The sequence below is a fragment of the Nocardia sp. A7 genome (assembly GCF_046549215.1).
Classification (GTDB): domain Bacteria; phylum Actinomycetota; class Actinomycetes; order Mycobacteriales; family Mycobacteriaceae; genus Nocardia.
In genome coordinates this window covers 703,532-730,457 of the sequence record NZ_JAJPWE010000001.1, presented here as the reverse complement: position 1 = coordinate 730,457, position 26,926 = coordinate 703,532, and the positions used below count along the sequence as shown (strand labels likewise).

Annotated in this window: 29 protein-coding genes, 1 tRNA gene and 1 other RNA gene; 19 read left to right on the top strand and 12 right to left on the bottom strand. The window is 66.4% G+C overall.

Features of this window, described 5'->3' with window-relative positions; genetic code table 11:
- The first annotated feature begins 22 nt into the window (after positions 1–22).
- Together smpB and ACLJPD_RS03260 are read left to right on the top strand one after the other, a co-directional pair.
- The gene (gene smpB / locus ACLJPD_RS03265; RefSeq protein ID WP_410870200.1) at positions 23–496 is read left to right on the top strand and encodes an SsrA-binding protein SmpB; all 474 of its coding nucleotides are present in this window, start codon (positions 23–25) and stop codon (positions 494–496) included.
- Entirely contained in the window at positions 496–1,359 is an 864-nt protein-coding gene (locus ACLJPD_RS03260) for an EamA family transporter (protein ID WP_410870199.1), read from the top strand. Before smpB ends, ACLJPD_RS03260 begins: the two co-directional genes overlap by 1 nt.
- A 3-nt stretch (positions 1,360–1,362) precedes the next feature.
- Here ACLJPD_RS03260 and ACLJPD_RS03255 read toward each other — a convergent pair whose 3' ends face one another.
- Positions 1,363–2,661 (bottom strand): ABC transporter substrate-binding protein, encoded by a 1,299-nt coding sequence (locus ACLJPD_RS03255; protein ID WP_410870198.1) that lies wholly within the window; start codon positions 2,659–2,661, stop codon positions 1,363–1,365.
- 225 nt (positions 2,662–2,886) lie between these two features.
- Here ACLJPD_RS03255 and ssrA point away from each other — a divergent pair.
- The 4 genes from ssrA (at position 2,887) to ACLJPD_RS03235 (ending at position 5,589) form a co-directional block, all read left to right on the top strand.
- Positions 2,887–3,259, top strand: a transfer-messenger RNA (tmRNA) gene (gene ssrA, locus ACLJPD_RS03250).
- A gap of 106 nt (positions 3,260–3,365) precedes the next feature.
- On the top strand, positions 3,366–3,695 hold the full coding sequence (locus ACLJPD_RS03245) for an ArsR/SmtB family transcription factor (RefSeq protein ID WP_410870197.1): 330 nt from the start codon (positions 3,366–3,368) through the stop codon (positions 3,693–3,695).
- Entirely contained in the window at positions 3,695–4,387 is a 693-nt protein-coding gene (locus ACLJPD_RS03240; protein WP_410870196.1) for a cation transporter, read from the top strand. The genes ACLJPD_RS03245 and ACLJPD_RS03240 overlap by 1 nt, the downstream gene beginning before the upstream one ends.
- 143 nt (positions 4,388–4,530) lie before the next feature.
- On the top strand, positions 4,531–5,589 hold the full coding sequence (locus ACLJPD_RS03235; protein WP_410870195.1) for a hypothetical protein: 1,059 nt from the start codon (positions 4,531–4,533) through the stop codon (positions 5,587–5,589).
- A gap of 24 nt (positions 5,590–5,613) precedes the next feature.
- Here ACLJPD_RS03235 and ACLJPD_RS03230 read toward each other — a convergent pair whose 3' ends face one another.
- Positions 5,614–5,823, bottom strand: coding sequence for a DUF5302 domain-containing protein (locus ACLJPD_RS03230; RefSeq protein WP_410870194.1), 210 nt, complete (start codon positions 5,821–5,823; stop codon positions 5,614–5,616).
- Between the two features lie 112 nt (positions 5,824–5,935).
- Between ACLJPD_RS03230 and ACLJPD_RS03225 the strand changes: the two genes are divergently transcribed.
- Entirely contained in the window at positions 5,936–6,823 is an 888-nt protein-coding gene (locus tag ACLJPD_RS03225) for a hypothetical protein (protein ID WP_410870193.1), read from the top strand.
- Here the strand turns inward: ACLJPD_RS03225 and ACLJPD_RS03220 are convergent.
- Positions 6,801–7,664, bottom strand: coding sequence for a DUF1266 domain-containing protein (locus tag ACLJPD_RS03220; RefSeq protein WP_410870192.1), 864 nt, complete (start codon positions 7,662–7,664; stop codon positions 6,801–6,803). The genes ACLJPD_RS03225 and ACLJPD_RS03220 overlap by 23 nt on opposite strands.
- Before the next feature lie 114 nt (positions 7,665–7,778).
- Here ACLJPD_RS03220 and ACLJPD_RS03215 point away from each other — a divergent pair, with 114 nt between their 5' ends.
- Positions 7,779–8,474, top strand: a complete 696-nt coding sequence (locus ACLJPD_RS03215; protein ID WP_410870191.1) for a helix-turn-helix domain-containing protein — start codon at positions 7,779–7,781, stop codon at positions 8,472–8,474.
- Between the two features lie 119 nt (positions 8,475–8,593).
- Positions 8,594–9,082: an NUDIX hydrolase gene (locus ACLJPD_RS03210; RefSeq protein WP_410870190.1), complete on the top strand. Its 489-nt coding sequence runs from the start codon at positions 8,594–8,596 to the stop codon at positions 9,080–9,082.
- Here ACLJPD_RS03210 and ACLJPD_RS03205 read toward each other — a convergent pair.
- The 4 genes from ACLJPD_RS03205 to ACLJPD_RS03190 form a co-directional block, all read right to left on the bottom strand.
- Positions 9,058–9,456 (bottom strand): VOC family protein, encoded by a 399-nt coding sequence (locus ACLJPD_RS03205; RefSeq protein WP_410870189.1) that lies wholly within the window; start codon positions 9,454–9,456, stop codon positions 9,058–9,060. The two genes, ACLJPD_RS03210 and ACLJPD_RS03205, sit on opposite strands and share 25 nt — an antisense overlap.
- Before the next feature lie 50 nt (positions 9,457–9,506).
- Positions 9,507–9,920: an arsenate reductase ArsC gene (locus tag ACLJPD_RS03200; RefSeq protein ID WP_410870188.1), complete on the bottom strand. Its 414-nt coding sequence runs from the start codon at positions 9,918–9,920 to the stop codon at positions 9,507–9,509.
- A gap of 130 nt (positions 9,921–10,050) precedes the next feature.
- Positions 10,051–11,352: a D-arabinono-1,4-lactone oxidase gene (locus ACLJPD_RS03195; protein ID WP_410870187.1), complete on the bottom strand. Its 1,302-nt coding sequence runs from the start codon at positions 11,350–11,352 to the stop codon at positions 10,051–10,053.
- A 57-nt stretch (positions 11,353–11,409) separates the two neighbouring features.
- Complete coding sequence (locus ACLJPD_RS03190; RefSeq protein ID WP_410870186.1) at positions 11,410–12,087, bottom strand: TetR/AcrR family transcriptional regulator; 678 nt, start codon at positions 12,085–12,087, stop codon at positions 11,410–11,412.
- A 130-nt stretch (positions 12,088–12,217) separates the two neighbouring features.
- Here ACLJPD_RS03190 and ACLJPD_RS03185 point away from each other — a divergent pair, with 130 nt between their 5' ends.
- The 7 genes from ACLJPD_RS03185 to ACLJPD_RS03155 all read left to right on the top strand — a co-directional run bounded on the left by ACLJPD_RS03185 (position 12,218) and on the right by ACLJPD_RS03155 (position 18,801).
- The gene (locus ACLJPD_RS03185; protein WP_410870185.1) at positions 12,218–13,711 is read left to right on the top strand and encodes an MFS transporter; all 1,494 of its coding nucleotides are present in this window, start codon (positions 12,218–12,220) and stop codon (positions 13,709–13,711) included.
- 173 nt (positions 13,712–13,884) lie between these two features.
- A complete protein-coding gene (gene crcB, locus ACLJPD_RS03180) occupies positions 13,885–14,301 on the top strand; it encodes a fluoride efflux transporter CrcB (RefSeq protein ID WP_410870184.1) in 417 nt (138 codons plus the stop codon).
- Positions 14,302–14,365: 64 nt separating this feature from the next.
- Complete coding sequence (gene crcB, locus ACLJPD_RS03175; RefSeq protein ID WP_266292201.1) at positions 14,366–14,728, top strand: fluoride efflux transporter CrcB; 363 nt, start codon at positions 14,366–14,368, stop codon at positions 14,726–14,728.
- A gap of 47 nt (positions 14,729–14,775) precedes the next feature.
- Positions 14,776–16,413 carry a phosphoglucomutase (alpha-D-glucose-1,6-bisphosphate-dependent) gene (pgm, locus tag ACLJPD_RS03170; RefSeq protein ID WP_410870183.1) on the top strand — a complete coding sequence of 546 codons (1,638 nt, stop codon included), beginning with the start codon at positions 14,776–14,778 and terminating at the stop codon, positions 16,411–16,413.
- Positions 16,410–17,741, top strand: coding sequence for an MFS transporter (locus ACLJPD_RS03165; protein ID WP_410870181.1), 1,332 nt, complete (start codon positions 16,410–16,412; stop codon positions 17,739–17,741). Before pgm ends, ACLJPD_RS03165 begins: the two co-directional genes overlap by 4 nt.
- A gap of 65 nt (positions 17,742–17,806) precedes the next feature.
- Complete coding sequence (locus tag ACLJPD_RS03160; RefSeq protein WP_410870179.1) at positions 17,807–18,547, top strand: DsbA family protein; 741 nt, start codon at positions 17,807–17,809, stop codon at positions 18,545–18,547.
- A gap of 181 nt (positions 18,548–18,728) precedes the next feature.
- Positions 18,729–18,801, top strand: a tRNA-Ala gene (locus tag ACLJPD_RS03155).
- A 106-nt stretch (positions 18,802–18,907) separates the two neighbouring features.
- Here the strand turns inward: ACLJPD_RS03155 and ACLJPD_RS03150 are convergent.
- From ACLJPD_RS03150 to ACLJPD_RS03135, 4 genes are all read right to left on the bottom strand, one after another.
- Positions 18,908–19,279 carry an SCO4402 family protein gene (locus ACLJPD_RS03150; RefSeq protein WP_410870178.1) on the bottom strand — a complete coding sequence of 124 codons (372 nt, stop codon included), beginning with the start codon at positions 19,277–19,279 and terminating at the stop codon, positions 18,908–18,910.
- Between the two features lie 140 nt (positions 19,280–19,419).
- A complete protein-coding gene (locus tag ACLJPD_RS03145; RefSeq protein WP_410870177.1) occupies positions 19,420–20,271 on the bottom strand; it encodes an alpha/beta fold hydrolase in 852 nt (283 codons plus the stop codon).
- A 32-nt stretch (positions 20,272–20,303) separates the two neighbouring features.
- Positions 20,304–21,116 carry an oxidoreductase gene (locus ACLJPD_RS03140; RefSeq protein WP_410870176.1) on the bottom strand — a complete coding sequence of 271 codons (813 nt, stop codon included), beginning with the start codon at positions 21,114–21,116 and terminating at the stop codon, positions 20,304–20,306.
- An 82-nt stretch (positions 21,117–21,198) separates the two neighbouring features.
- On the bottom strand, positions 21,199–21,912 hold the full coding sequence (locus tag ACLJPD_RS03135; protein ID WP_410870175.1) for an SDR family oxidoreductase: 714 nt from the start codon (positions 21,910–21,912) through the stop codon (positions 21,199–21,201).
- Between the two features lie 89 nt (positions 21,913–22,001).
- On the opposite strand from ACLJPD_RS03135, the gene ACLJPD_RS03130 reads away from it, so the two are divergent.
- Positions 22,002–22,622: a TetR/AcrR family transcriptional regulator gene (locus ACLJPD_RS03130; RefSeq protein WP_410870174.1), complete on the top strand. Its 621-nt coding sequence runs from the start codon at positions 22,002–22,004 to the stop codon at positions 22,620–22,622.
- Positions 22,623–23,256: 634 nt separating this feature from the next.
- On the opposite strand, the gene ACLJPD_RS03125 is transcribed toward ACLJPD_RS03130, so the two are convergent.
- Positions 23,257–24,234, bottom strand: a complete 978-nt coding sequence (locus tag ACLJPD_RS03125; protein ID WP_410870173.1) for an oxidoreductase — start codon at positions 24,232–24,234, stop codon at positions 23,257–23,259.
- Between the two features lie 538 nt (positions 24,235–24,772).
- Between ACLJPD_RS03125 and ACLJPD_RS03120 the strand changes: the two genes are divergently transcribed.
- Together ACLJPD_RS03120 and ACLJPD_RS03115 are read left to right on the top strand one after the other, a co-directional pair.
- On the top strand, positions 24,773–25,762 hold the full coding sequence (locus ACLJPD_RS03120; protein ID WP_410870172.1) for a cytochrome P450: 990 nt from the start codon (positions 24,773–24,775) through the stop codon (positions 25,760–25,762).
- A gap of 151 nt (positions 25,763–25,913) precedes the next feature.
- Positions 25,914–26,846, top strand: a complete 933-nt coding sequence (locus ACLJPD_RS03115) for a 3-oxoacyl-[acyl-carrier-protein] synthase III C-terminal domain-containing protein (RefSeq protein ID WP_410870171.1) — start codon at positions 25,914–25,916, stop codon at positions 26,844–26,846.
- Positions 26,847–26,926: the final 80 nt, after the last annotated feature.

Genomic DNA, 26,926 nt, shown 5'->3' with positions numbered 1-26,926 from the left:
CCGTCACTTACAGTTGACCGTTATGAAGGAGAAAGGCCGGAAGGTCATCGCGACCAACCGCAAGGCCCGGCACAACTACACGATCCTCGACATCTACGAGGCGGGGATCGCGTTGGTCGGCACCGAGGTGAAGAGCCTGCGCGAAGGCAAGGCCTCCCTGGTCGACGCCTTCGCGACCGTCGACCACGGTGAGGTCTGGTTGCGCGGTCTGCACATCCCGGAGTTCAGCCACGGCACCTGGACCAACCATTCGCCGCGTCGTACCCGCAAACTGCTGCTGCACAAGCGCGAGATCGAGCACCTGGTCGGTAAGTCGCGCGAGGGCAACCAGACGCTGGTGCCGCTGTCGATGTACTTCTCCGACGGCAAGGTGAAGGTGGAGCTCGCGCTCGCCAAGGGCAAGCAGGACTACGACAAACGTCAGGATCTGGCTCGCAAGCAGGCCGAGCGCGAGGTCACCAGGGAGGTCGGTCGGCGGGTCAAGGGCATGCGTTAGTGCTCTCCGTCGCGCTCGCCCTCGTCGCGGCGGCGGGCTACGGAGTCAGTGACTTCTTCGGCGGGATCGCGGCACGCAGGGTCACCGCGCTGCGGGTGGTCGTGGTGTCCTACCCGTTCTCGGTACTGCTGGTCTTGCTGATCGCGCCGCTGGTGGGCGGCCGTGCCGACACCGCCTCGGTGCTGTGGGGCCTGGCCGCCGGGGTGGCCAGCGGGTTGGCGGTGTGGTGGTTCTACGCCGCGCTCGCCGACGGACCCATGGCGGTCGTGTCGCCGGTGACCGCGGTGCTCGTCGCGGGCATTCCGGTCATCGCCGGATTCTTTCTCGGCGAACGGCCCGGCACGCTCGCGATCGCGGGCATCGCCCTTGCCCTGGTCGCGGTGGTGCTCGTCAGCCGTGAGGCACCCGACGACACCACCGAGGAGATCACCGGCGGCAGGCAACTGCGCTTCACCCGACGGGTCGCGCTGCTCACTATCGGGTCGGGCGCCGCCTTCGGATTCGCGTTCTACTTCCTGCACGAAACCAGCGCGAGCGCGGGTCTGTGGCCCCTGCTCGCGCAGCGCGCCGCGGCAACCGCGGTGGTGTGGACATCAGCGCTGGCAGCAGGCGAATTCCGCGGCCTACACGGCGAACCGATGCGCCTGGCGTTGGCGATCGGTGTGCTCGACGTGATCGCCAACGCCGCGCTGCTCTATGCCTTCCACGGCGCGATGCTGTCGGTGGTCAGCGTGATCGGCTCGCTGTATCCGGCGGCGACCGTGTTGCTGGCGATGGTCCTGCTCGGCGAACGCATCAGCGCCACCCAGAAGGTAGGCATGGCGCTGGCGCTCGCGGCGGTCGCCATGATCGCCGCGACCTGATTCCTACAGGCGCGTGCATGGCTCCTGCAGCTTGAGTCGACCCAGCGTCTTGCCTTGATAGCCGATACTCACCGCCTTGGCTCCCATCGGCGCCTCGCGGTCCGGTTCGAACACCGTCGACCATTCCGTGCCCAGATCCGGTTCGGCCGCACCCGCCGGGTGGATCACGACCATGCCTTCGCCGTCGGGTTTCATCGCACCGACGCTGCGCCGCAGGCCCGCGCGGGTGAGTTCGCCGTTCGCCGCCGCCGTCGTGAGCAGGGCTTTGAGCGGGTAGGTGATCGCCCAACCCAGCGAGTAGCCGAAGTTGGCCGGTTCCCCGGTGATCGCCTCGCGGGCGTGCCTGGCACCCACGCTGTCACCGAACCAGCTGTCGACGGGGGTCGTGTAGTTGTAGAGCGCGGTCAGCGCCGGTGCGGCCGCCGACTGCAGCAGCGCCTGGTTCCAGGTGGGCACCGAGCCGAGGAACCGGCCGGTGAAGCCCGACTTCACGAGCTTGCCCACGATCTCCGCGGTCTCGGCGGGCCCGGTGGCCAGCATCACCAGATCCGGTGCCGCCGCCAAGACCTCTTCCACCGGTCCGTCCTGATTGCCGACCTCGGCATTGGGCCCGGTGTCGATGCGGTCGGCGATGGTCGCGTCGTTGGCCAGCGCCCACTTCAGCGCCCCGCTGGCGTAGTCGCCGCCGTAGTTGCCGCGATAGGCGACGACGGCGATATTGCTCGGCGCGTAATGGTTTTCGGCGAACCAGTCGAGCCCGGTCACCGCTTCGGTGCAGTAGGAGTAGCCGGCGCTGAGCACCAGATTGCGGTCGGCGCTGCGATAGTTCCAGCCCGACCACTGGGTGGCCGCCGTGCTCACCATGTCGTCGGCGTCCATCTGATTCAGCATCGCGACGGTCTGCGCGGTCCCGAAACTCATCGACAGCGCGAGCACGTTCGGCTCGATCTCGGTGTACGCGTCGCGATGTGTGCGCGGATCGTAGGAGGTGTTGCGGGCGTAGGTGCTGATGTCGATGTCGTAGCCGCCGATGCCGCCCGCCGCGTTCACCTGCTTCCAGAACGCCAGTTGACCGTCGTTCATCGCGGCACCGAGCGGGGTGAACGGCCCGTTCTCCAGATCCGACAGCACCCCGAGATAGATGCAGCCGCGATCGGTGTTCACCGAACCGGGACACGGCGTGCTGGTGACGCCCGGCGCGGCGGTCGACTCGCCCGACGAGCAGGCCGCGGCCAGCACGAGGCTCGCGACAGCCGGGATCGCCGCGAACCGACGCAGTCCACGCTGACTGGTGAATGCCATGAGGTAACTCCTTGCTCCAGTCGCCCAGGACATTTCACAGTTCCGGTGCAGCCGAACGAGAACAGTACCCGTCACCACCGGCGGTCCCACCCGGATTCGCCGAGGCCATCTGGCAGTGTTCGCTACAAGATCACTTCGGCGACACCGCGAGCTGGCAGAAATAATGGGAAGATCTCACGCCGCGCCGGTGTTAATATGACTTGCCCGCACGGTGCGGGCACGTACGGGGCTGAACGGTTTCGACTGCGTACGTTGATTCAGGGGAAGCGTGTCGGTGCAGGCAAGAGACCACCGTAAGCGTCGCTGCAACCAATTAAGCGCCGATTCCAATCAGCGCGAGTACGCCCTCGCTGCCTAAGTAGCCAGGTCGTCTCTGTCAGTCCGGGTCCGTCCCTCGACCCGGGTACTGGCATCAGCTAGAGGGAATTACCGTTCGGCTCGGTCGCGGAGTCGAATGGGACATCTAACAGCGACTGGGATCGTCATCCAGGCTTGTTCGCGAGACTTGGAGATCCGAGCAGAGACATAGCGAACTGCACACGGAGAAGCCCTGAAGACGCGGCGGAGGACCCGGGTTCGATTCCCGGCAGCTCCACCCAGAGCCCCTCACCTGACACGCAGGTGAGGGGCTTTTTCGTGCTCACTGACCGGTGCGCGATTGGTACACCATTTTCTGAATCCAGTTTTCTATGTACTATTCGAGCATGGAATCCACGGTGCGGACCGACGCGCTCTCCCGATTCGGCTACGCCCTCTCGGACTCGACCAGGACCAAGATTCTGCTCAGTTTGCGGAAGGAACCGGGGTATCCGTCGGAGCTTGCCGAGGCGATCGGGGTGTCGCGTCAGATTCTGTCCAATCATCTGGCCTGTCTGCGTGGGTGTGGGTTGGTCGTCGCGGTTCCCGAGGGGCGACGTAGTCGGTATGAGCTGGCCGATCCGCGTATCGGGCGGGCCTTGGACGATCTGGTCGGGCTGGTGCTGGCCGTCGATCCCGCCTGCTGTCCGGCGACGGAAGCGGACGGTTGCTGTTGATGGACTCGATCGGGATGTCGTCGACGGCGGCGCCGAGTGCGGTGCGCAAAGCGTTGCTGGCGACGCGGATTCGATGGTTCGTCGCGGCGACGATCAGCTACAACGTGGTCGAGGCGGTCATCGCGCTGACCGAAGGTGCGCGGGTGTCGTCCACCGCGCTGATCGGATTCGGGCTCGACTCGGTGATCGAGGTGGCCTCGGCGGCCGCGGTGGCATGGCAGTTCGCCGGTCGTGACCCGCAGGCGCGGGAGAAGGTGGCACTGCGGGTGATCGCGTTCTCGTTCTTCGCGCTGGCTGCCTATGTCGCCGTCGATGCTGTGCGCTCGCTGCTCGGAGTCGACGACCCGCGGCATTCGGCGGTGGGAATCGGTCTCGCGGCGGCGAGCCTGGCGATCATGCCGGTGCTGTCCGCCGCGCAGCGGCGAGCGGGGCGGGAGCTGGGGTCCGCGTCGGCGGTGGCCGATTCGAAGCAGACCCTGTTGTGCACCTACCTGTCTGCGGTGCTGCTCGTCGGCTTGCTGCTCAACAGCCTGTTCGGCTGGTCGTGGGCCGACCCGCTCGCGGCTCTGGTCATCGCGGTGATAGCGGTCAGAGAGGGTCTCAACGCCTGGCGGGGCGAAACATGCTGCGCGACAACACCGACCGTCGCGGAGGCCGACGATTGCTGTGCTGGTGGAGATCGGTGCGCATGACGGCGATCTGACCATGTTGCCGCTGGTCGGACCACGCGACGGGGAGACTCTGTCGCCGCGAGCAGATCGCGCGATCGGACTCCGACCTGATCGGCGAGACCCTGGTGCAGGCCCGTGCGAACCGGCCACGTAGAACTGAGCGAATGACGCGGTATGCATACAACTCGGGGGCGGGCACGCTGGTCGCCACCTGGGGGACCGGTCGGGGTGACGTCGCCGAGACGATCGCCGAGGTGCCGGGGGCGGAGCACGGGGTGCAGCTGGCGGCGGCGCTGGCGAGTCTAGCGCGTTTTCAGTGGCGGACTTATACCCATCCGGCGACCGCTGCCGGGGATCCCGATATCGAGAACGGGGAGGCGTGGCGGCGGGCCGAGGAGCGCAATCGCTTCGCGAAGGTCGAAGACGCACTGCGCACGCCCAACCTGCCCGACGACGACGGGTTCATGCTGGTCTTCTACAGCCCCATCGAGGAGTCCGCGCACCACGTGGGCCGCCTGCTCCACGCGATCGGTGACGCGAGCCTGGTGGATCGGGTGGTGAACGAGGTGCTCACCGAGCAGGCGGCGATCACGGCCGCGGAACTGGGTGATCTGGCGGGTCGAGCCAGGCAGGCCGTCGAACTGACCCGGCCGGAGATCTCGCCGGTGCAGGTGCACGCGGCGGACAGCCTGCTGCGCGCCAACCCATTGGGCACGATCGACCTGTTCACCGAACTGGACCCGGCCGCCGCGTCGGTCGCCGCCGCACACTGGCTGCGGGCCGCGGCGACCGTGGCGGGCGAGATCACGGGCCTCGAGCCGGTGGACGTGGTCGCCGAGGCAGACGACATCGAGGCACTCCAGGTCGAAACGCCGACCGTGGTCTTGGAACGGCTCGGCGAGGGGGAGACGCCCACCCAGGTGGTGGTCGACCTGATCGCCGATGCCATCGCCGTCTCCGAAGGCAAGGTTCGCGACTTGGACGGAATCATCGAAGCCGCGCGGGAAATCGAGGAACGCGACGAGGCCGACGATCCGGACGTCTGGACCGACGGCTACCGGATCTGTCGCCTCGACCCCACTCGCCCCGCGATCGACCTGCTGGAAGACCTGCTCGGCGCCATCCGGGGATGTTGGCTGGTCTTCAGTGAAGCCGACAGCGGCGCCACCTTCGAAAACGCCGTTCGAGCCGAAGCGGACGCCGACACTTCCCGCTTGCAGTAGCTCCCGACTCACTCAGCGTGCGAACTATCCGCCCGCGCGCCGACGGAACGTCCGCTTCCCACCCGCCTGCGCGTGCGTCCCACGCACTTTGGCGTCATTCTGTGCGGCCCCACCCACGGTGGAGTGGCCGTTCTTCCGCTCGAGCGCCTCGCGGAACTTCCGCTTGGTGGCCTCTTCCGGGGTTTCGTTCGCATCACCGGACTGTTCGGCGGAGACTTCCTGTTCATCGGACATCCCTACAGCCTGCCACCTCAGCGCACCTTCGCACACCATCGGCAGGACCTACGCCCGGCCCGCGACGGCACCTCGGTACGATCCAGTCGATGCGGGGCAGGCCAGGAGGGACGTGGCTTTGATCGAAGTATGGGGTGCGCGGGTCGCGGTTCGGTACGCGGACGGGCGGTTGGTGACGACGCCGCTGCGCGCGGACAACGAGATCGCGCTCGATGTCGGCGTGGCCGAGCTGGCCAGGATCGCGCTGGCGACCACCGAGGACGGGCAGATGGCGTTGCTGCTGTTCTTCCGGTCGGCGCAGTTCGTGGTCAACGGTGCGCCGACGGAACGTCATCCGGTGCCGGTGTTCCTCGAAACCGGTTTACGCGAACAGGCGCAAGCGCTGACCAGGGCGGTCGAACGCGATCTCGTCAGCTTGCGGAGGGTGTTCCCGCCCCGCCCGAATCTTGTTCCACCGCAACCTGTTCAGGGCGCGAACGGCCGACAACGTCCCGATGTGACGGCGGCAGCACGCCGCATGCGCCACGCGGGCAATTCCTTACGTGAGATCGACATCCTGCACGGCTGTGCCCGCCCCGACGAGTACGTACTCGAACTCGCGCAAGCCGGCCACGAAGGCGCGCCCGGCCTGGTCGCGATCACCACCCTGCGGCTGTTGTTCGTCTCCGCATGGGCGGTGTACGAATTCCCGGTCTCGGTCCTCACCGGGGCCGAAGTCCTCATCGATACCGGACATGTTGCGACCCTTCGGGTTTCGGGCGCGGGCGCCGATCTGGACTTCGTCGACTGGGAACCCGTCGACTTCACCCGCGTCACCGAGGCAGTCCGCTTGGCGTGCGAGATCGAGCACGTCGACGGGTCCATCGCCCAGTCCATGCCCTCCTCGGCCGACCTCTTCGGCGAATGGCAACTGCTGGTGGAACGGCGCAAACTCGGCATGGTCTCCGACGAGCCGTTCCGTCGTCAGGCCGTGGGCATCATGCTGACGATGCCGGGCTGAACACCGGCGCACCCGCGTGCAGGGCCACCCGCCGCCACGGACTCGACGGCCGCAGGTGCAGCCCCGCGATCATCCGCCGACGTTCGGCCACTTGGCTTTTCGCGGCCGACAAATCCTGCGTGGCGGCCCAGAAGATCGCCCCGGTGAGGAACCCGTCGCCGAACTGTCGCCAGTTGCGATAGTGCTGACGCGCCCGATCCAGCCCGGTCAGCATGTGCTCCCACGCCTCGTCCTCGGTCAGATAGCCCGCCGTGCACGCGGCGCGGGCGATGAAGACCAGCCGTGCCAGATCCCATGCGGTGGCATCGATCTGCAATGGCGTCGGCAGACTGTCGGTGATGCCGAGTTTGATGGCCTGCAGCCACGCGTCGTAGTCGCGGTCGATTCCCGCAGGCCCGCGATAGCCACGGAAACCCGAGAGTGTGTGCAGGAATTCGCGATGTTCATCGGCCAGGCCGGACCGGTCGACCCGGCCGGTATCGCTCGCCGCCGTGACGGCGAGCGGATGAACGAGTTCGAACAGCGGCGCGTGCATCCCGGCCAGCAACCGGCGCGCTGTGTCATGGGCGTCCTCGGCATTGTCGACACCCCACGACTCGTGCAGTCCCTCGATCGCGGTCTCCCGCCGCGTCGACGCACTGTCGGGCTCCTCCGGCAGAAACGCGACACCGTCGCACTGCGCACCCCAACTGCGCCCGTAATACGCACCGACGGCCAAAGCCCTGATCCGGTCGTCATCAACCGCCGCCCCGGACCATACGTCGGGCTCGATGTCGATGTCGGCGCCGGGAAACCCTGCCACTCGCGGCCGTCCACCCTGCACTGATGCTGTCGGTTGCATGTGGCACCCCTCTGCCGAGCGAACGTCGTGCCGCCAAATCTTACGGGGTCGGGTCGGGCCCTCCTCCGGGTGGAGACATCCAACGTGTCGGTGGGTCGGGCTAGCGTCGACGGGGTGGCGGAATACCGGGAATGCGCAGCACGGCTGGACCGAGCGGTGGTCTGGTCGCGAAGCATGCCCGCCGACGTCGGTCCCGTCACGGTGTTTCCCGACGGTTGCATGGACCTGATCTGGACCGAGGGCACGCTGATGGTGGCAGGTCCGGACAGTCGTGCGTTCCTCGCTCCGACCGCGCGGGCGCGGGAATTCGTCGGCATCAGGTTCGCGCCGGGCACCGCGTCCACGTTGCTCGGGATTCCGGCGGTAGAACTGTTGAATCAGCGGGTCGATCTGACAGAGATCGCACCGTCGCGCACTGCCCGCGAGTTCGTCGATCGCATCGACAACGCGCCCGACCGCGTTGCGGCCCTGGAGGCGGTCGCATTACGATTTGCCGCCGACAACGGCCCTGCTGACCCGGCGCTCACCGCCGTCGTCGACGCGTTGTCGGCGGGCGCGACGGTCGCCGAAACCGCCGCCCAGACGGGCATGTCGGCCCGGATGCTGCACCGGCGATCCCTGTTCGCGTTCGGCTACGGGCCCAAGATGTTGGCCCGTATTCTGCGTTTTCAACGTGCGCTGGCGGCACTTCGCACCGGAATTCCCGCCGCGCAAACCGCCGCCCTGACCGGCTTCGCCGATCAGGCACACCTGTCCAGGGAGGTCCGTGACCTGGCGGGATGCTCGGTGCGCACCCTGCAAACCCGCTGATCGGGCGGTCGGCCGCCCGGAAAGTCTCATTCGGCACAGCGTGGCGGAAGGATTAGGCTCACTAGTGCACGCCCCGTCGCAAGTGCTCAGCCCGAACACCGACGAGAGGATGTGACCTGATGATCGATGAATCCGTGTACTCCGCACTCCGCATCGAGGCCGAACGAGACGAAATCCGTCGGCTTGTCGTCGGCGCGGTCATCGTCCGCCATCAGCGAGTGCTCATCCTGCGCCGCCGACGATCGGATTTCCTGAGTGGCCGTTGGGAGTTGCCCAGCGGCGTCGTCGAGCCGGGTGAGGCTCTCGACGAGGCGCTGGCCCGCGAGGTCGCGCAGGAGACCGGGCTGCAGGTCACCGGAGTGAGCGACTACCTCGGCGATTTCGACTACCTGACCGGCGATGGCGCCCGCACCAGGCAGTTCACCTTCGTCGTTGACGTGGCCGCGACCGGACCGGTGACACTCACCGACCACGACGCGCACCTGTGGACCAGGCTCACCGGAGAACCGCCGGTCAGCGACGAGGTCCGCGAGATGCTCGGCCGTTATCAGCGGCGTCAGCGCGACCCACACGACTGGTCGTCCTATTCGGCGGGCAACGGCGCGTAGAGGTCGATCCCGTGCCCGTCGGGGTCGGCGAGCGAGGCGTATCGCTGACCCCAGAAGGCGTCCCACGGCGGAAGTTCCCCGTGATAGCCGACGTCGACGAGCTCGGCATAGAGCTTGTCGACCTCGGCCGGATCGGCGCAGCGGAACGCCAGACTGCCGCGGCCGGGACCGGTCGGCGGCTGCCAGTCGGGCGCGAATGAGGCGATCGTGGCCTCGGTGTCCAGCGCCAGCCGCAGGCCACCGCCGAGCACGGCCTCGGCATGCCCCTCGGCTTCGGCACCGTCGGGGAAAACCAGTCCCAGCCTGCGGTAGAAGGCCACCGAAGCGGCCATATCGGAAACAACAACGGACACGACATCGAGCTGTGGAGTCATCCTCGCAGCCTAAGTGCGCGCGCCCAGCGAAGTCTTGAACGAATCGGACGTCAGCGCGCGGGCACCGGCACCAGTTCCGCGATCAGGTTCCCGATCAGGATCTGCAGGTGGTCGCGAATGCCACGCACCACCTCGATCGGCTGCCCGGCCGGATCCGACAGCACCCAGTCGCGATAGCTGATCCCGGGAAAATACGGACACACCTCGCCGCACCCCATCGTGACCACCACGTCCGAGAGCCCGACCGCATCGTCGGTGAGCGGTTTGGGCCGTTCGCCTGCGATATCGATCCCGATCTCGGCCATGGCCGCCACCGCGATGGGGTGCAGCGCGGGCGCCGGATCGCTGCCTGCGGTGCGCACCTCGATCCGGTCACCGGCCATGGCGCGCAGGAACCCCGCCGCCATCTGTGATCGGCCCGCGTTGTGGACGCAAACGAACAACACTGTGGGAGTGTGGGCCATGGTCGCCCTTTCGGCGCAGGGGCGAAGTGCTTGTGGCGCTTCGGGTATCACCGACCATCATTCCATCCGGGCCCAGCGTGGGGGCGGGGGCGGGTGAACCGGCGACACTGTTGTCCGAGCAGTGTCCGCTTCAGTCGAGTGTGCCGAGCACTCGGTTCACGTAGTCGTTGGCGAAGACTCCGGTGGGGTCGAACCGGCGGCGCACCGCGGTGAAGCGGTCCCATTCCGGGTAGCGCGAACGCAGCGTCTCGGCGGTCTGGAAGTGGCGTTTGCCCCAGTGCGGCCTGCCGTCGTAGGTGTCGAACACTGCCTCACACGCGCGGAAGTAGGGCTCCCACACCATGCCCTGATACTGATGCACCGCGATATAGCACGTCTCGCGGCCGCTCGCGGGGGAGAGGAAGGCATCGTCGGGCGCGACCCAGCGCACCTCGATCGGCATCGGTGTACCGAATTGCCTTCCCAATTCCAGGATCTCGCGAATCGCCTGCGCCGCGTGCGCGCGCGGAATCGCGTACTCCATCTCGTTGAACTTCACCAACCGCGGCGTGGAGAACACCCGGTAGGAACGGTCGACCTGCCGGTTGTTGCTGCCCGCCAGCGTGGCCGCGCGATGAATCATGGGGATGGCGGCGGGAATTCGCCGACCGAGCTTGCACAAACCGTCGTAGACGTGGTTGGCGATCAGGATGTCGTTGACCCATTCGTTCACCGTGCCGCGCGGTTGTTCCGGCGCCTCGGTGCGAGTGAGGGCCTTGGTCATCGCGGTACCGCTGTGCGGGAAGGCGAAGAACTCGAAATGATCACTGCCGTCGGCGAATTCGTCGATATCGGCAAGCACCTCGGCCAGCGCCACCGGTGTCTCGACGCACTCCAAGACGAACGACGGCTCGAGCTGCAAGGTGGCCGCGGTGACCACGCCGAGCGCACCCACGCTGACCCGCGCCGCCTTCCAGCCGTCGGGATCGGTCTGCGCGTTGAGCTCGGTCCGGGTGCCGTCGGCACGCAGCACCTCCACCGAGTGCAGTGCCGCGGAGATATTGCGCAGCCGGGAGCCGGTGCCATGGGTGGCGGTGGCGGTCGCCCCCGCGAGGCTCTGCGTATCGATGTCGCCGAGGTTGGGAAAGGCAAGGCCGTGCTCGTGCAGCAGCGGGCTGGCCGCGTGCAGCGAGATTCCGGCTTCCACCCGCACCCGCCCGGTGGCGGTGTCGACGTCGAGCACCTTGTCCATGCCACCGAGGTCGATCAGCGTGCCATCGGTGAGCACCGCATCGGTGAACGAGTGCCCCGACCCGGCGACGCGCACGGTCCGCCCCGCGGCAGCCGACTCGGTCACGATCGCGGCCAGTTCCTCGACGTCACGCGGCGCGGCGACGACGGCGGGTGTGCAGCGCTGCTGGCCTGCCCAGTTCACCCAGGTGCTCTTGGTCATGTGTCCAACATTAGAGGATGGGGTGTGACGCGCGCTACTGCACGGCAGAGTTACGGCTCAGCGACGGCGGCCGAGGCAGCCTGCGGCCTTGGCCTGCTCGACCTCCTCGTTGGTCATCGGCGGGACGAGCAGCGGCCTGCGCGGCACCGCGTCGGTGCGCACGCCGTTGAGCGCGATGGCCATATACCGTTGCCACACTTCGGAATTGACCGGCCCCGCGAATTCCGCGAGGGAGTTCACCATATGGATCAGCGCGAAGAAGTCGGTGGTGGCGATGTCGGTGTCCACCGCGCCCGCGTCGCGTGCGCGATCGATGATCGCGGTGACCGAGGGGTGGATCCGGTCGCGCAGCTCGGCGAATCGGGCCGGATCCTCCTCGAGTTCGAACATCACCTCGCCGAACCCGCGGTTGGTCGCCAGATGTTTGCACGCGCTCTCGAAGAATTCGACGAGTCCGAGCCAGGCGTCAGGATTGCCGAGGGCCGCGTCGGCCGCGTCGGCGAAATCTTTGACGTGCTGATCGAAGACCTCGGCGATGAGTTCCTTCTTGTTCGCGAAGCGCCGGTACACCGTGCCGACCCCGACACCGGCACGCTCGGCGACGTCGTCGAGGGTGATCTCGAGGCCGTGATCGGCGAACAGTTCTCGGGCGGCCGCGACGATGCGTTGCTGATTGCGCGCGGCGTCGGCGCGCAGTCTGCGGGGTGGTGTGGCAGTCGTCGTGGCGTGATTCACAAGAAGATCCTATCAATTCGGGGATTAAGTGGAGGTCGTTTCTCCGTTAATCTGGTAGCTTCGAATGAAGCGGAGGCGGTACCTCCGATTGTGCCACCGAAAACCCATCCGCAGCCTTACAAGGGGAGTTATGACCACCACACTCGACACCGGGCCGAAGAGCCCCGCGGACGCAGGGCGTCGCGGCTCGCACGCCCTGCGCTGGTGGGTGCTAGCCGTACTCGGCATCGCCCAGCTGATGGTCGTGCTCGATGCGACGATCGTCAATATCGCCCTGCCCGCGGCCCAGGCCGACCTCGGCTTCGGCGACGGTGACCGGCAATGGGTCATCACCGGTTACGCCCTCGCCTTCGGCAGCCTCCTGCTGCTCGGTGGCAGGCTCAGCGACCTGTTCGGTCGCCGCAACACCTTCATCGTCGGCCTGGTCGGCTTCGCGGTGGCCTCGGCCGTCGGCGGCGCCGCCACCAGCTTCGAGATGCTCGTCGCGGCCCGCGTCGGCCAGGGTGTGTTCGGCGCGCTGCTCGCGCCCGCCGCGCTCTCGCTGCTCACGGTCACCTTCACCGAACCCAAGGAGCGGGCCAAGGCATTCGGCATCTTCGGTGCCGTGGCCGGTACCGGCGGCGCGATCGGCCTGCTGCTCGGTGGCGTGCTCACCGAATGGGCTTCGTGGCGCTGGGCGATGTATGTGAACCTGATCTTCGCCGCCGTCGCGCTCGTCGGCGCCGTGCTGCTGCTCGCCAAGCACGTCGCGACCTCGCGGCCCAAGCTCGACTGGACCGGCACCGTCGCCGTCACCGTCGCGCTGTTCAGCATCGTCTACGGCTTCTCCCACGCCGAGTCCAACGGCTGGAGCGACCCGGCGACGCTGGCCTTCCTGATCGGTGGCGCCGTGCTGCTCGCGGCCTTCGTGTGGATCGAGACCAAGGTCGCCCACCCGTTGCTGCCGTTGCGCATCGTCGCCGACCGCACCCGTGGCGCGTCGTACATGACCGTGTTCATCATGGGTATCGGCATGTTCGCGATCTTCCTGTTCCTCACCTACTACATGCAGCTGACCCTGGCGTACACGCCGATCGTGACCGGCTTGGCGTTCCTGCCGATGGTGGCGGGCATGGTGGTCTCCTCGACCACCGCGCCGTCGTTGCTGCTGCCGAAGGTCGGACCCAAGGTCGTCATCAGTGGCGGTTTCCTGGTCGCCGCGGCGGGCATGTTGTGGCTCACCCAGATCGGGCTCGACTCGGGGTATGTCACCCACATCCTGCCCGCGCTGGTACTGCTCGGCCTCGGCCTCGGTGGTGCGATGTCCGTCGCGTTCCAGGGCTCGACCGCGGGTGTGCAGCACGAGGACGCCGGTGTCGCCTCGGCGATGGTCAACACCAGCCAGCAGGTCGGCGGTTCTATCGGCACCGCGCTGCTCAGCACCATCGCGGCCTCGGCGATGACCGACTACGTGTCCGCGCACCAGCCGGGCCCGCTCACCATGGCGCAGGGCGCGATCGAGAGTTACACCACCAGCTTCTGGTGGGCGACGGCCACTTTCGTGCTCGGTGCGATCGTGATCGGCGTGCTCATGCCGAACACCGTGCCCGCCCCGGCCGAAGGGGAGCCGGTGCTCGCGCACTGATCTGAAATCCTCGCGAGACGATGGCCCGAACCGACAATCGGTTCGGGCCATCGTCGTTCGTCGATGAGGTCTGCTGAAAGTTTGCCGCGACCGCACCGCGCGCATCGGTGTCGGTGGGTCTCGATACCATGAGCAACGACCACCACACGGTTCGGCCAACGGGAGGGGAACGCATGGCATCGCCGCCGCCGGCGCTCGATCCGGCCGTTCTCGCGGCGATCTCGGTGGGCGGCGGACTCGGCGCTACCGCGCGTTTCGGCGTCGGCCACTGGTGGCCGACGCCCGTCGGCGGTTTCCCGTGGTCGACATTGACGGTGAATGTGGTCGGCTGCTTCGCGATCGGCGTCCTGATGGTCGTGGTCACCGAACTGCGGAAAGCACCGAAACTGCTGCGGCCGTTCCTGGGAATCGGTGTGCTGGGCGGCTTCACGACTTTCTCCACCTATAGCCTCGAGATTCGTAGACTCGTCAACACCGGCGCGACGGGCACGGCGGTGTCCTATCTCGGTCTGTCGGTGCTCGCGGGGCTCGGTGCGGTGGCGATCGCCATGATCGCGACCCGGTGGGTAGCGCGGAGGGGGACCGCATGAATTCGACGACGGAAGAGGGCGAGCCGATGGTCGAGATGTGGGTTCTCGCACGGGGAGGCGCGGCATGACGGTGGCGCTGGTGATGGCAGGCGGGATGCTCGGTGCGCCCGCCCGGTACCTGATCGACCGGCAGATGTCGGCGCGGTTTCCGACTGGGCTGCCGTGGGGGACGCTAACCGTTAACATTGTCGGTTCGGCGTTGCTCGGGGGTTTGATCGGCGCGAGTGCGGGCAGTGCGCTGCTGGCATTCGCGGCAACCGGCTTCTGTGGTGCGCTGACCACGTTCAGCACGTTCGGGTACGAGACGATCCGTCTGGTAACCGAGGGCGCCTATGTGTATGCCGTGGGCAACGTCGTGATCAGCGTCGCGGCGAGCCTGGCCGCGGTGTACGCCGCGGCGTCCCTGACCCAGTGGTTGTGCGCATGATTCTCATGACCAGCCGCGCGCAGCCGACACGGAAGGGAACACCCACCATGGCCCACGATCGCGCCGGACGGCCCGCCCGCCCGACCGACCTGGTGGACATCGCTCACCTGGTCACCGCGTACTACAGCCTCGTCCCCGATCCGGACGAGCCGAGCCAGCAGGTGGTGTTCGGCACCTCCGGCCACCGTGGGTCCAGCGAGGACGGCGCGTTCAACGAGGCCCACATCATGGCGATGACGCAGGCGATCGTCGAATACCGCGCCACCCGCGACATCAACGGTCCGGTCTACCTCGCGCGCGACACCCACGCGCTGTCCGAACCCGCGTGGACCACCGCGCTCGAGGTCCTGGCAGGCAACGACGTGACCGCCGTGATCGACGCCCGCGGCCGCTACACCCCCACGCCCGCGCTGAGTCATGCGGTGCTGAACCACAATCGCGGCGGCACCAAGCACCAGGCCGACGGCATCGTGGTCACCCCCTCGCACAACCCGCCGCGCGACGGCGGCTTCAAATACAACCCACCGCACGGTGGCCCCGCTGACACCAAGGCCACCGACGCCATCGCCGCCCGCGCCAACGAACTGCTGCGCGGCGGCCTGGCCGAGGTCAAGCGGGTCTCCCTCGATCAGGCGATGAACTCCCACGTGCAGCGCTACGACTACCTCGACCAGTACGTCTCCGACCTGCCGAACGCGTTGAACCTGGACGCGATTCGCGGTGCGGGCATCCGCATGGGCGCCGACCCGATGGGCGGCGCGAGCGTGGACTACTGGGAGGAGATCGGGCAGCGTTTCGATCTCGAACTCGAGGTGGTCAACCCGTTCGTCGACCCCACCTGGCGTTTCATGACCCTCGACAGCGACGGCCAGATCCGGATGGATCCGTCCTCGCGCCACGCCATGGCCGCGCTGGTCGGTATCAAGGACGACTACGACATCTCCACCGGCAACGATGCCGACGCCGACCGGCACGGCATCGTCACCCCCGACGGTGGCCTGATGAACCCCAACCACTTCCTGGCCGTCGCGATCGAATACCTGGTCGCGAACCGGATGTGGTGGGACGGGCTCACCAAGATCGGCAAGACCGTGGTCACCTCGTCCATGGTCGACCGGGTGGTCGGCGTACTCGGGCGGGATGTGTACGAGGTGCCGGTCGGGTTCAAGTGGTTCGTGCCCGGATTGTTCAGCGGCAGTCTGGCTTTCGGTGGTGAGGAAAGCGCGGGCGCGTCGTTCCTGCGGATGGACGGCACCGTGTGGACCACCGACAAGGACGGCATCCTGCTCGCCCTGCTCGCCGCCGAGATCGCCGCCGTCACCGGTCAGACCCCGTCGGCCAGATACGGCGAACTCGAACGTCAGTACGGCAGCCCCGCCTACGCGCGCATCGACGCCGCAGCCACCAGCGAACAGAAAGCAAAGCTCGCCCACCTGACTCCCGATGCCGTTACCGGCACCGAGGTCGCGGGCGAGGAGATCACCGGCATCCTCACCACCGCGCGCGGCAACGGCGCACCGCTGGGCGGGCTGAAGGTGACCACGGAGAACGCGTGGTTCGCCGCGCGTCCCTCGGGCACCGAGGACAAATACAAGATCTACGCCGAATCGTTCCTCGGCCCCGAACATCTCACCCAGGTACAGGCCGCGGCCGAGGAGATGGTGAACCAGGCGCTGGGCGAGTGAGCGCTCCGACCAAAGTTCGGCTACCCGCCGAGATCTGGGTACTGATCGCGGCGGCGTTCGTGATCGCGCTCGGCTTCGGCCTCGTCGCACCCGTGTTGCCGCAATACGCACGCGAGTTCGGGGTCGGCATCGCGGCGGCGTCGGCGATCGTGAGCGCGTTCGCGTTGATGCGGTTGCTGTTCGCGCCCGCCAGCGGGCGGCTCGTGCAGAAGCTGGGCGAGCGGCGGGTGTATCTGGCCGGCATCGTGATCGTCGCGGTGTCGACCGGGGCGTGCGCGTTGGCGCAGACGTATTGGCAACTGCTGGTACTGCGTTCGCTCGGCGGCATCGGGTCGACGATGTTCACGGTGTCGTCGATGGCGTTGATCATCCGGGTGTCACCGCCCGCCGCGCGTGGACGGGTTTCGGGTGTCTACTCCACCAGCTTCCTGATCGGCTCGTTGTTCGGGCCACTGGTCGGCAGCAGCTTGGCGAGTTTCGGGCTGCGCGCGCCGTTCCTCATCTATATGGCCGCGCTGCTCGTCGTGTGTGTGATCGTGTTCGCCGGGCTGCGTGAATCGCCGGTGCTCGCTCCCGTAAACGGTGCCAAGCCCATCGAATTCACCTTCCGGCAAGGATGGGCCGAGCCCGCGTACCGGGCGGTGCTGCTGTCGAGTTTCGCTGGCGGGATCGCGGTGTTCGGGGTGCGGATGGCGTTCGTGCCGTTGCTGGTGGTGGAGACCCTGCACCAGGAAGTCGGCATGGCAGGCGTCGCGCTGACGGTGTTCGCCGCGGGCAATGCGGCGGTGCTGTTCCTGTCGGGTCGGCTCTCGGACAAGTTCGGTCGAAAACCCTTCCTGATCGTCGGGTCCGTCATCTGCGCGCTCGGCACCGGTGCGCTCGGGTTCGCGCCGAACATCGGGTGGTTTCTGGTGGCGTCGTTCATCGCGGGGCTGGGGTCCGGGATGTTCAGCCCCGTGCAGCAGGCGGCGCTGGCCGATGTGATCGGTTCGCGGGCTCGTGGTGGTCCGGTGCTGGCCGCGTTCCAGATGTCGGCCGATCTCGGTACCGTGCTCGGCCCGATCGTCATCGGCTGGCTGGCCGAGCGCACCTCCTTCGGAGTGGGCACGGCGGTCACCGGTTCGATCCTGGCGGTGTCGGCCGCGGTCTGGCTGGTGACTCCCGAGCCCTCGCGGATCATCCATCCCGAAGATCCCGAGCACCCCGACCACGCGGGTGACGGCATCGACCCGCAATGCAGCTGCGATGGCAGTCCCGACGGTGTGCCGGTGGTGCGTGACGGCATGGTTCCCGCTGGTCGACCCAGCGATTACCGCAAGCCGCAGTAGCAGGTCAGCGTCATTTCGGCCTGCCCGGGCGGCGCGCCGCCCGCGACTCGAGGCAGAGTGGACGGGTGAGCACAGCCGGTTCTTCGCACAATCCGCGTCCCGTTTCCAGCAACACCACCTACGCGCTGGCCGCGGTGGCGGTCGTCCTCATCGGACTGATCGTGTTCGCTGTCTACAAGTGGAGCGCGGAACCGCCGCCCGCCGTCCGCAACGAGGGCTACGGGCCCGTCCGCGAGGCCGCCGTGCAGGTGAGTGCCACCCCCGAGGGTGTCATCCGCCTCGGCCGCCCCGACGCCCCGAAGACCGTCGACATCTTCGAGGATCCCATCTGCCCCGCCTGCGGCGCGATGGAAGCCGCCTTCGGTCAGGAACTCGCCCAGAAGATCGACGAAGGCAAGCTCGCGGTGAACTACCACCTCGTCACCTTCCTCGACCCCCAGTCCAAGAGCAAGGACTACTCCACGCGCGCGACTGCCGCGAATCTCTGTGTCGCCCAAGCGGGTTCGGGCCCCACCTACAGCAAGTTCCATGAGGCGCTGTTCACCGAGAAGCAGCCCGAAGAAGGCGGCTCCGACCTGAGCAACCCCGCCCTGGCCACCCTCGCCACCGAATCCGGCGCCCCCGAATCGGTCGCCGCCTGCATCAACAACGGCACCCAGTCCGAGGCCGCCAAGACCGCCGCCGCGAAGAACCTCGCCGACCTAGACGCCCGCACCGGCAACAAGGCCGCCACCCCCGCGATCTACGACGGCACCACCAAGATCAACTGGCAAGACGAGAACTGGGTAGTGAACCTGGCCCCGTAAGCCCCCGCGTGAGGTTCGGCACATCCTACCCCTGACCAGCCGATCCTCTCCGCCCCACGCACCCCCGGCCACCCACCCACAGCCCCACATTTTCGCCGCCTACCAGCCGATTTGTTCTCTCTCAGACGCATGGTGTAACTTCATTCAGGCAGCAGCGAGAGCCGCTGCAACAACTGAACACGGGGCTATGGCGCAGCTGGTAGCGCACCACACTGGCAGTGTGGGGGTCAGGGGTTCGAGTCCCCTTAGCTCCACAGAAATAGCAGGTCAGGTCCGGTCTTAGACCGGGTCTGACCTGTTTTTGTGTCTGGCCCCGCGTTTACCGTCGTTTGGTCCCGACATGAATTAGCTGAAGCGTGGTCATATGTCCCGCATCGCAGCCAGAGCTGCACGTGCGGCCGCAACCACTAGCGGCCACTCTGAATCGCCGAGGTATGTGGCATCCGGTGCGTTTCCTAGGCGGCGAATCAAGGGGTCGAGCACCTGGTCCAACTCGATCAGTCGGTCGACCTCTGGTGTATCTACGAGCACGGTGCCGATCCTGCTGCGAGGGTCGGGCACTACTACGCAGTCGTCGTACAAGATACTCACGTTCACGTCCAGGTCGTCGTAAAAATTCTCTTGTGGGAATTGACGATTTATCCAGACTCGCCTTTGATACTCCGGATCGGCGAATGATGCGAGTGCTTCTATCACGGACTTGCGCATCTCGGGATATTGAACATCGGTCAAGGTTGATCCCAACTGCTCCGAACAGCCGTATCGCTCAATGGTATGTCGACACTGCTTCCCGGTTCGCTACGAAAGATCGCGCTGAGCGAAACGGAAGAGGAGTTCGCCGAAACCACGGACTTTTCGGCGACCGGTGCTGTTCAGGCGTCCAGGAAGTTGGCTACCTGGACGGCGAAGGCTTCGGCGTGCTGGAACAAGAAGGCATGTCCGGCATGCCCGTATCCGAGCAGGGTCGCGTTTCGAGTGTGTTCGGCGGCGACGTAGGACACCACGGCCGGTGTCATGATGTCGTGCAGGCCGGTGGCATACAACACCGGCTGGTCGAGGTTATCCAGGTCTGCTCGTACCTGATCGAACGGAAGAGCCATGTTCTCGACGATGGCGGTGAGCTGGCCCCTGCCCGCTGCCTCGGAGACGCCGGGCCCGTCGGTGGCCAGCCTGGTGTCGATCCTGGCCAGGTATTCGTGCCCGGCGGTGCGGCCGGTGTCGGTGTCAGGGAAGAACAGCCACACCAGGTCCTCGACGGTGACCTCTGGTTTGGTCATGGTGGCGAATACCTTCTCGTTCGGGCCGGGTGCGCCTGGGATCTGCCCGCCGGGGTTGCTCGCGGCCAGGACCAGTCGGCGGACCAGGTCGGGTCGCCGCAGCGCAACCCGGTGGGCGACCGTGCCGCCCAGGGTCCAACCGAGCAGGTCGACCTGGGTGAGTTCGAGCGCTTCGATGAACTCGATTGCGCCGCCGGCGAATTCGTCGACGGACTCACGCGGCCTACCGGTGGTGTAGCCGACGCCGACGTTGTCGAACACGATGACGTCGTGGTCGGCGGCCAGGTAGTCCAGCAACAGTGGGTCCCACCAGTCGATGGTTGCGCGGACCCGGTTCAGCAGGACCAGCGGAATGCCGCCGCGTGGGCCGAAGCGCCGGTAGGTGAACCGGGCAGACGGAGCGTCCACGGTGAGATTCTGGACGGTGTCCGACAGATACGTGCTCATGGTGAGCGTCGCTTTCTGTTGTCGTGGGTGGGTCAGGCGGGAAGCCTGTTGAGCTTGCGGAGTTGCTGATCGAACAGTCGGGCGGGCACGAAGCGGCGCATGGTCGCGACCTGAGCCGTCCGGCCGACGGGGTAGCGCAGCTTCGGTTTGGTGTCGGTGGCCGCCGAGACGATCGCCTTGGCGACGAGGGCGGGGTCGTCGCCGGTCTTGACCGCGTCGGCCATGTATTCCTCGAAGACCTGACGATGGGTGGCATAGACGTCGAGGGGTTGGTCGGGCCGCACACTGTTGGTGTCGAAAGAGGTAGTGGTCCAAGCGGGTTCGATCAGCAGCGCGCGGACGCCGTATTCGCGGACCTCGTGGTCGAGGGACTCGGTGTAGCCCTCGACCGCGTACTTGGAGGAGGCGTAGACGGCCATATAGGGCTGGGGCATGATTCCGACGACGGAGGAGATGTTGAGGATGCGCCCGCTCCCTTGCGCGCGCAGGTGCGGCAGCACCGCGTTCGTCATACGGATGACGCCGAAGACGTTGATATCGAACAGATTTTGCGCCTGCTCCGCCGAGCTTTCCTCGGCAGCGCCCGCCGAGCCGATTCCGGCGTTGTTGACCAGGACATCGATCCGACCGAACTTCGCGATCACCTTCGTTACGAGCGCGGCGACCGATTCGTCACTGGTGACATCGAGGTCGAGGAAACTCACCCCAACGGGCGGGGTCGACATGCTGGTGTCGCGGCCGGTTCCGACTACCTGGAATCCCGCGTCGACCAGGGCGATCGCGGCTGATTTTCCGATGCCGGAGGATGCGCCGGTGACGAGGGCAACTGGGCGTGTGGTGATCATAGTGTCTCCTGAGATCGGGGGATTGGTTGTGCTGTAACGAGATTCGTGTGCCAGCACGAGTCAGTGGGTTGTCCGAGCTTGGCTAGGTGGTCGCGACTTCTTGCGGGTAGAGGACCGATGGATCGGCGGCGAGCCCGGCCTTGACCTGTCGGGTCAGGTCGTCGGCGAGGACTTCCAGGGCGTCGGCCTCGATGCCGTCGAGGGCTTGCGAGGCGACGCTGTGCGCAGACGTTTTGGGGGCGTCGATTCCTGCGGTCAGGTCGGTGTCGACGTAGCCGACATGCAGTCCGGTGACGCCGATGCCACGTGGCCGCAGCGCCAGGCGCAGGGCGTTGGTCTGCGACCAAAGGGCCGCCTTGGACGCGGCGTAGGCATCGGTGCCGGGGACTGCGATCCACGACAACGCCGAATGGATGGTCAGGATGTGGCCGCCGCCGTTGCTTTCCAGAATTGGGGCGAGGGCGCGGGTGACGTGCAATGATCCGAAGAAGTTGATATCGAATTCGCGGCGGATCTCGGCGATCGGCGAATCGAGGAACGAGGAACCGAGCGCGGTTCCGGCATTGTTGATCAAGATCGTGACGTCGGGTGCTTGCTCGGCCAACGCTGCCGCGGCGTCGGGATCGGTGAGCTCGAGTGCGAGGGGGATCGCGTCCGGGTGAGTGATGGTTTGGGGATCGCGGGCGGTGGCATAGACCTTGCCGGCGCCACGTGCGTAGAGCTGCTCTACGAGTGCCTTGCCGATGCCGCGGCTGCCGCCGGTGACGAGTACTACCGAATCCTTGATGCTGGTCATGAGCTGAACTCCCTGTGGAAACCGATCTGTTTCCAACAGCGTAAACCGATCGGTTTCCAAAATGCAAGAGGGTGGGTACTCTGAGATTTATGACCGACCCGACCCTGCGGGCAACACCCGGTTCCGCCGCTTCTCGTGACCGGTTGCTGGACGCCGCCGCGCAGCTGTTCCACGAACAGGGCGTCCACATCGGTGTCGACGCGTTGTGCAAGGCCGCCGGTGTGTCCAAGCGTTCGATGTACAAGCTGTTCGACAGTAAAGACGAGCTGATCGCCGCCAGCCTGATCCGCATTGCGCCCGACTATCAGGCTGCCCTGTTGCCGGCTGATGATGTCGGGTCACCACGCGAGCGGATATTGCATGTCTTCCAACGGTTGGAATATTTGGAGCCGGTCCAAGATTTTCGCGGCTGCCCCTACGTGGCGGCGGCGGTGCAACTCAAGTCGCCCGAGCACCCGGCGAGCCTGGTCGCCCGTCAGCAGAAGGATGGACTCACGTCGTTCTTCCAGTACGAGGCCGAACGCGGCGGCGCACACGACCCCGCCCTGCTCGCTCGGCAGCTGACTCTCGTGTTCGACGGAGCAAGTGCGCGGTCCGTCGTGCAAGCGCACGGGCTCGACGGCCTTGCCGTTGAGACCGCTGCGACACTGCTCGCCGCTGCGGGTGTCGACGATGGACGGTCAGGGGCTCGGAGTGGGGAGCTTGTGTAGCCGCGGAGGGCCTTGGGCAGCGGATCACAGATTCGACTCGCAATTCACGCTGACCGAGGCGGAGAAGTCGGCGGCAGCCGAGGCTCAGGCGACATTCGATGCGAACCCGCTCTACTCGCGGCCTCCTGAGTCCGTCGGTACGTTTACAGCACAAGTCCTCGACGCCGACGCGCCGCTCGACGTCGGCATCTCCCGCGCTTGGTCCTGTCGGTCATGTGGGTTCGATACTCGCGATGAGTACTACTGGGTCGAGGACGACCTCTGGCAGCAGGTCGCTACCCGACACGGACCACTTCCTGTGCATCGGTTGCGTCGAGGAGCGCCTGGGTCGAATGTTGTGCGCGAGCGATTTCCCCGACGTACCGATCAATACGCGACCCGGCCGGCACCGAACCGACAGACTGAAGGACCGTCTCGCGCAACGGTGACGTGAGTACACCCCCTCGCATCGCGTTCGGGACGAGGGTCCGGCACGTGCAACCGTGCGGCGCGTCGGCCGGCGGCTTGGTGTCGAGGAGGATGGTCACAGGTTTGCGGCTCGCAGTTCCACCTGAAGTGGCGGCGGCTCGAATTCGATGACATTGCGACCCTGCGTTACGTGGGGACGTACCTATATGAAAGCCATCGGCGACGGTCAGTTCAGGTGCGGCTCGCGATCCTGGGTGAAGTTTTCGAGGGTGAAGTCGATACCCGTGAGCCGAGCTGATTCGCCCCACAGCCGACGCTGCGTTTCCACATCGTAGGATCGCGAGGAAGACGACGTGATGCCCGGCTTGCCCTTCATCCCCAACAATCCGGTCGGGCCGTAGAATTCGCCGCCGGATACCTCGGGGTCGGTGGCGGCGCGCAGCGAGGCCAGCGCGCCTTCCGCTGCGGATTGCACCCACCGCTGCATCATCCAGTCGTACGGGCCCTTGGCCATGAACGCCGGCAGGCGTATGTGATCACCGAACGCGGTCTTGGCGGCTCCCGGGTGTGCCGCCACGGCGATCGCCTCGGCTCCGGCCTCGGCGAGGCGGCGCTGCAATTCGTAGGTGAACATGATGTTCGCCAGCTTGGATTGGCCGTAGACGGCGAGATGTCGGTACTTGCGGCGGGTGAAGTCGAGATCGTCGAGGGCCAGGGTGGCGGTTTTGTGTGCCAGGCTGCTCACCGAGACGATTCGCGCGCCGGGAACGGGGGCGATTCGATCCAGCAGAAGGCCGGTGAAGGCGAAGGGGCCGAGGTGGTTGGTGGCGAACGTCGCCTCGAAGCCATCTGTCGTGTCGGTGCGGTCGGGGAAAGCGGTTCCCGCATTGTTGACCAGCAGATCGATGCGCTTGTGCTCGGCGCGAACCAGCGCGGCCGCTGTGCGCACCGAGGCCTGTGACATCAGATCCAGTTCGACAGTGTGCAATTCGGCGTTCGGTGCGGTGCAGCGGATCCGGCGCATCGCGTCGGCGGATTTGACGGGATTGCGGCAGGCCAGTACAACAGTGGCTCCGCGCTCGGCGAGCGCGCGTGCCACTTCGAATCCCAGACCGCCGTTGGCTCCGGTGACCACCGCTGTCCGTCCGCTCTGGTCCGGTATGCGGGCTTCGGTCCAAGCTTGTTCTCTTCCAACGGAACTCACGTGATTCTCCTACGGTGTTGGATCGGCGTCCGCACAGTGGACTCAATCGCAACGACGGGAGGGAAAGCTGTACGACTGTCCAATTCTTGGTGAATGTCATCCGACGTGATGTCCGTTGGGTCGGTTCGGTAGGAGCGCGCAGCGTTCGTCCGTTGTACCGTCACACCTGGTCGATCTGTCGCAAGCGTGAGGGAACAGTCATCGTGGATGAATACGCGCTGCGACGAGAACGGCGGGGACTATCCGTTCGGGACCTCGGCGGAAATTTCGGCGCGGGCGATGGGCGCGCGCGATGAAAGTTCCCGCGCGCGATCGAGTTCGGTTCAATCCGTTCAGCACAGAATTTCGTCGCGATCCCTACCCGTTGTACCGTCGATTGCGCGAGAGCGAGCCGGTGCACCGAACATTTCTGGGCGTGTGGGTGCTCACCTCGTACGCGGATGTTCGCGCGGTCCTACAGGACAGTTCGTTCAGTTCCGAGCTCGGCCCGAGCCTGGTCACCGCGAAGGCCGAGAGGCTGGGACGGCCTCGCAGCACAATGACGGAGCTACTGGGTAGCAGATCATTGCTGTTCACCGACAATCCCTACCACGCGCGGTTGCGTGGTCTGGTGAACCGCGCGTTCACCGCGCAGACCGTGGCCGCGTTGCGTCCGCTGGTCGCCGGTGTCGTCGGTGATCTGGTGCGCGCCGCCGATCCCGCCGCCGGATTCGATGTGATCGCCGATGTCGCGGCCCCGTTGCCGGTGCGGGTGCTGTGCGAATGGATGGCGCTGCCACCGGCTCTCCATGACCGGGTCGGTCCGTGGACCCACGCTATCTGGGGCCTGCTCGACCCGGGGATGATGACGGCGGCCGATTTCGACCGGGTGCACGAGGTCGTCGAGCAGTTCGTCGAGGCGTTACGCGAGGTGCTGGTCGAGCGCCGTGCCCGCCCCGGCCCTGATCTGATCAGCCGCCTGCTCGCTGCCCGCACCGCGGACGGTGACGCTTTGAGCGACGAGGAACTGGTCTCGGTCTGCGTCATGTGCTTCGTCGGCGGCCTCGAGACGACGACCTCGCTGATCGGCAACGGCGTACTGGCATTGCTGCGTCATCCGGAACAGGCCGCGCACCTGCGCCGCGACCCACGACAGGCCGCGGCGGCCGTGCGAGAGACACTGCGCTACGACCCGCCGCTGCAATCGACCAAGCGGCTGGTCACCGCCGACACGGTGATCGGCGGCGCCGCGATCACGGCGGGCGATCAGTTGCTGCTGTGCCTCGGCGCGGCCAACCGCGACCCCGCTGTCTTCGCCCGGCCGGACGAGTTCGACCTGACCCGCTCCGGTGCGGGCCACCTCCGTTTCGGACACGGGATTCACCGATGTCTGGGCGCGGTGCTGGCGAATATTCAAGCCGAGATCGCGTTCGAGCATCTTTTCGGTCACCTGCCTGAACTGGCCTTGATCGACGAAGAAGTGCGGTGGCAGGAAGACACCTCCCACGTCCGAGGTCTGGCGCGACTGCCGGTGCGATCGCGCGCCTGACCGCTCAGCGAAATCGGCGTGGTCCGAGCGTGATTCGGACTAGTTGTCACCCGATGGCAAGGCTGTGTTGTGCCGCGTGGCAACGCATCGTCGCCGATCGTCGTCAAGCTGACGAGCCTTCACCCCGTACAAACACCAGAGTGAGCGACGCATGCGCGTAGACGGTCGGATATTCATCGCGGCGGCAACCGTCAAAGTTCCACTCTCCCAGAGGGTTGTCGCGGCGGGGCAGGACGGGACGAGCGCAATCGCCACGTTGCCCCCCGCCGACCTCGGCCGGACCGCGCAATCCCTCGCCCTCGAGGCAGCTTCGGAAACGCTGCGTTCGGCGGGCCTCACCGGCTCCGACATCGCACTGCTCGCGCACGCGTCGATCGCCGACGGAGACTACGACGGTTGGACTATCGCACCGCGGCTCGCGCGACTCCTCGGTGCGAATCGTGCTGTCGCATTGAGTGTTCGACAGATGAGCAACGGTGGAGCGATGGCCGCGCAGTTCGCCGTCGCGCAGATGCTGACCGAACCCCGGATGGAGCACGGCCTGGTCGTCACCGCCGATCTGGCGGCTCCGGACGTGGCGCAGTGGGAAGTCGATATGCATGCCGTGCTCGCAGATTCGGCCACCGCCATGGTCCTGACCCGCACCCCCCGCGCGCTGTCGGTCCGGTCCATGGTGTCGTACGGGGCTTCCGAGGAGGAAGCGTGGTACTTCGAACGCTCCGAACACGGGGTCATCTCCACGGGCCCGAACGTATTCCGCACTCGCCGGTGTGTCCGTGCCGCGATCAACGACGCGTGCGCCGACGCGGATATCGAGCCCGACGATCCGAGGCTGAAGGTCACCGTCCTGCCCAGACTGAACTCGTCGTTCATCGTCAGCACCTTTCACGGGCTGGTGCCGACATCGGAAGTCGTCAATCTGGTAGATGACACCGGGCATTTGTTCGCCGGGGATCTCACGGCGAATGTCGGACATCTGCTGTCCGAGCGACCACTCGCCCCGGGCGACTACGGGCTGGTGCTGAATCTCGGCGTCGGTGTCACCGTGACTGCCATGGTGGTGCGGGGGGAATCGTGCGGTTAGAAGATGTCACCCGATAGACAGATTCGATTCTACTTCCCAACCCCGCTCGGTCGTGCTCCGACACAACGCTTTTCGTTGTA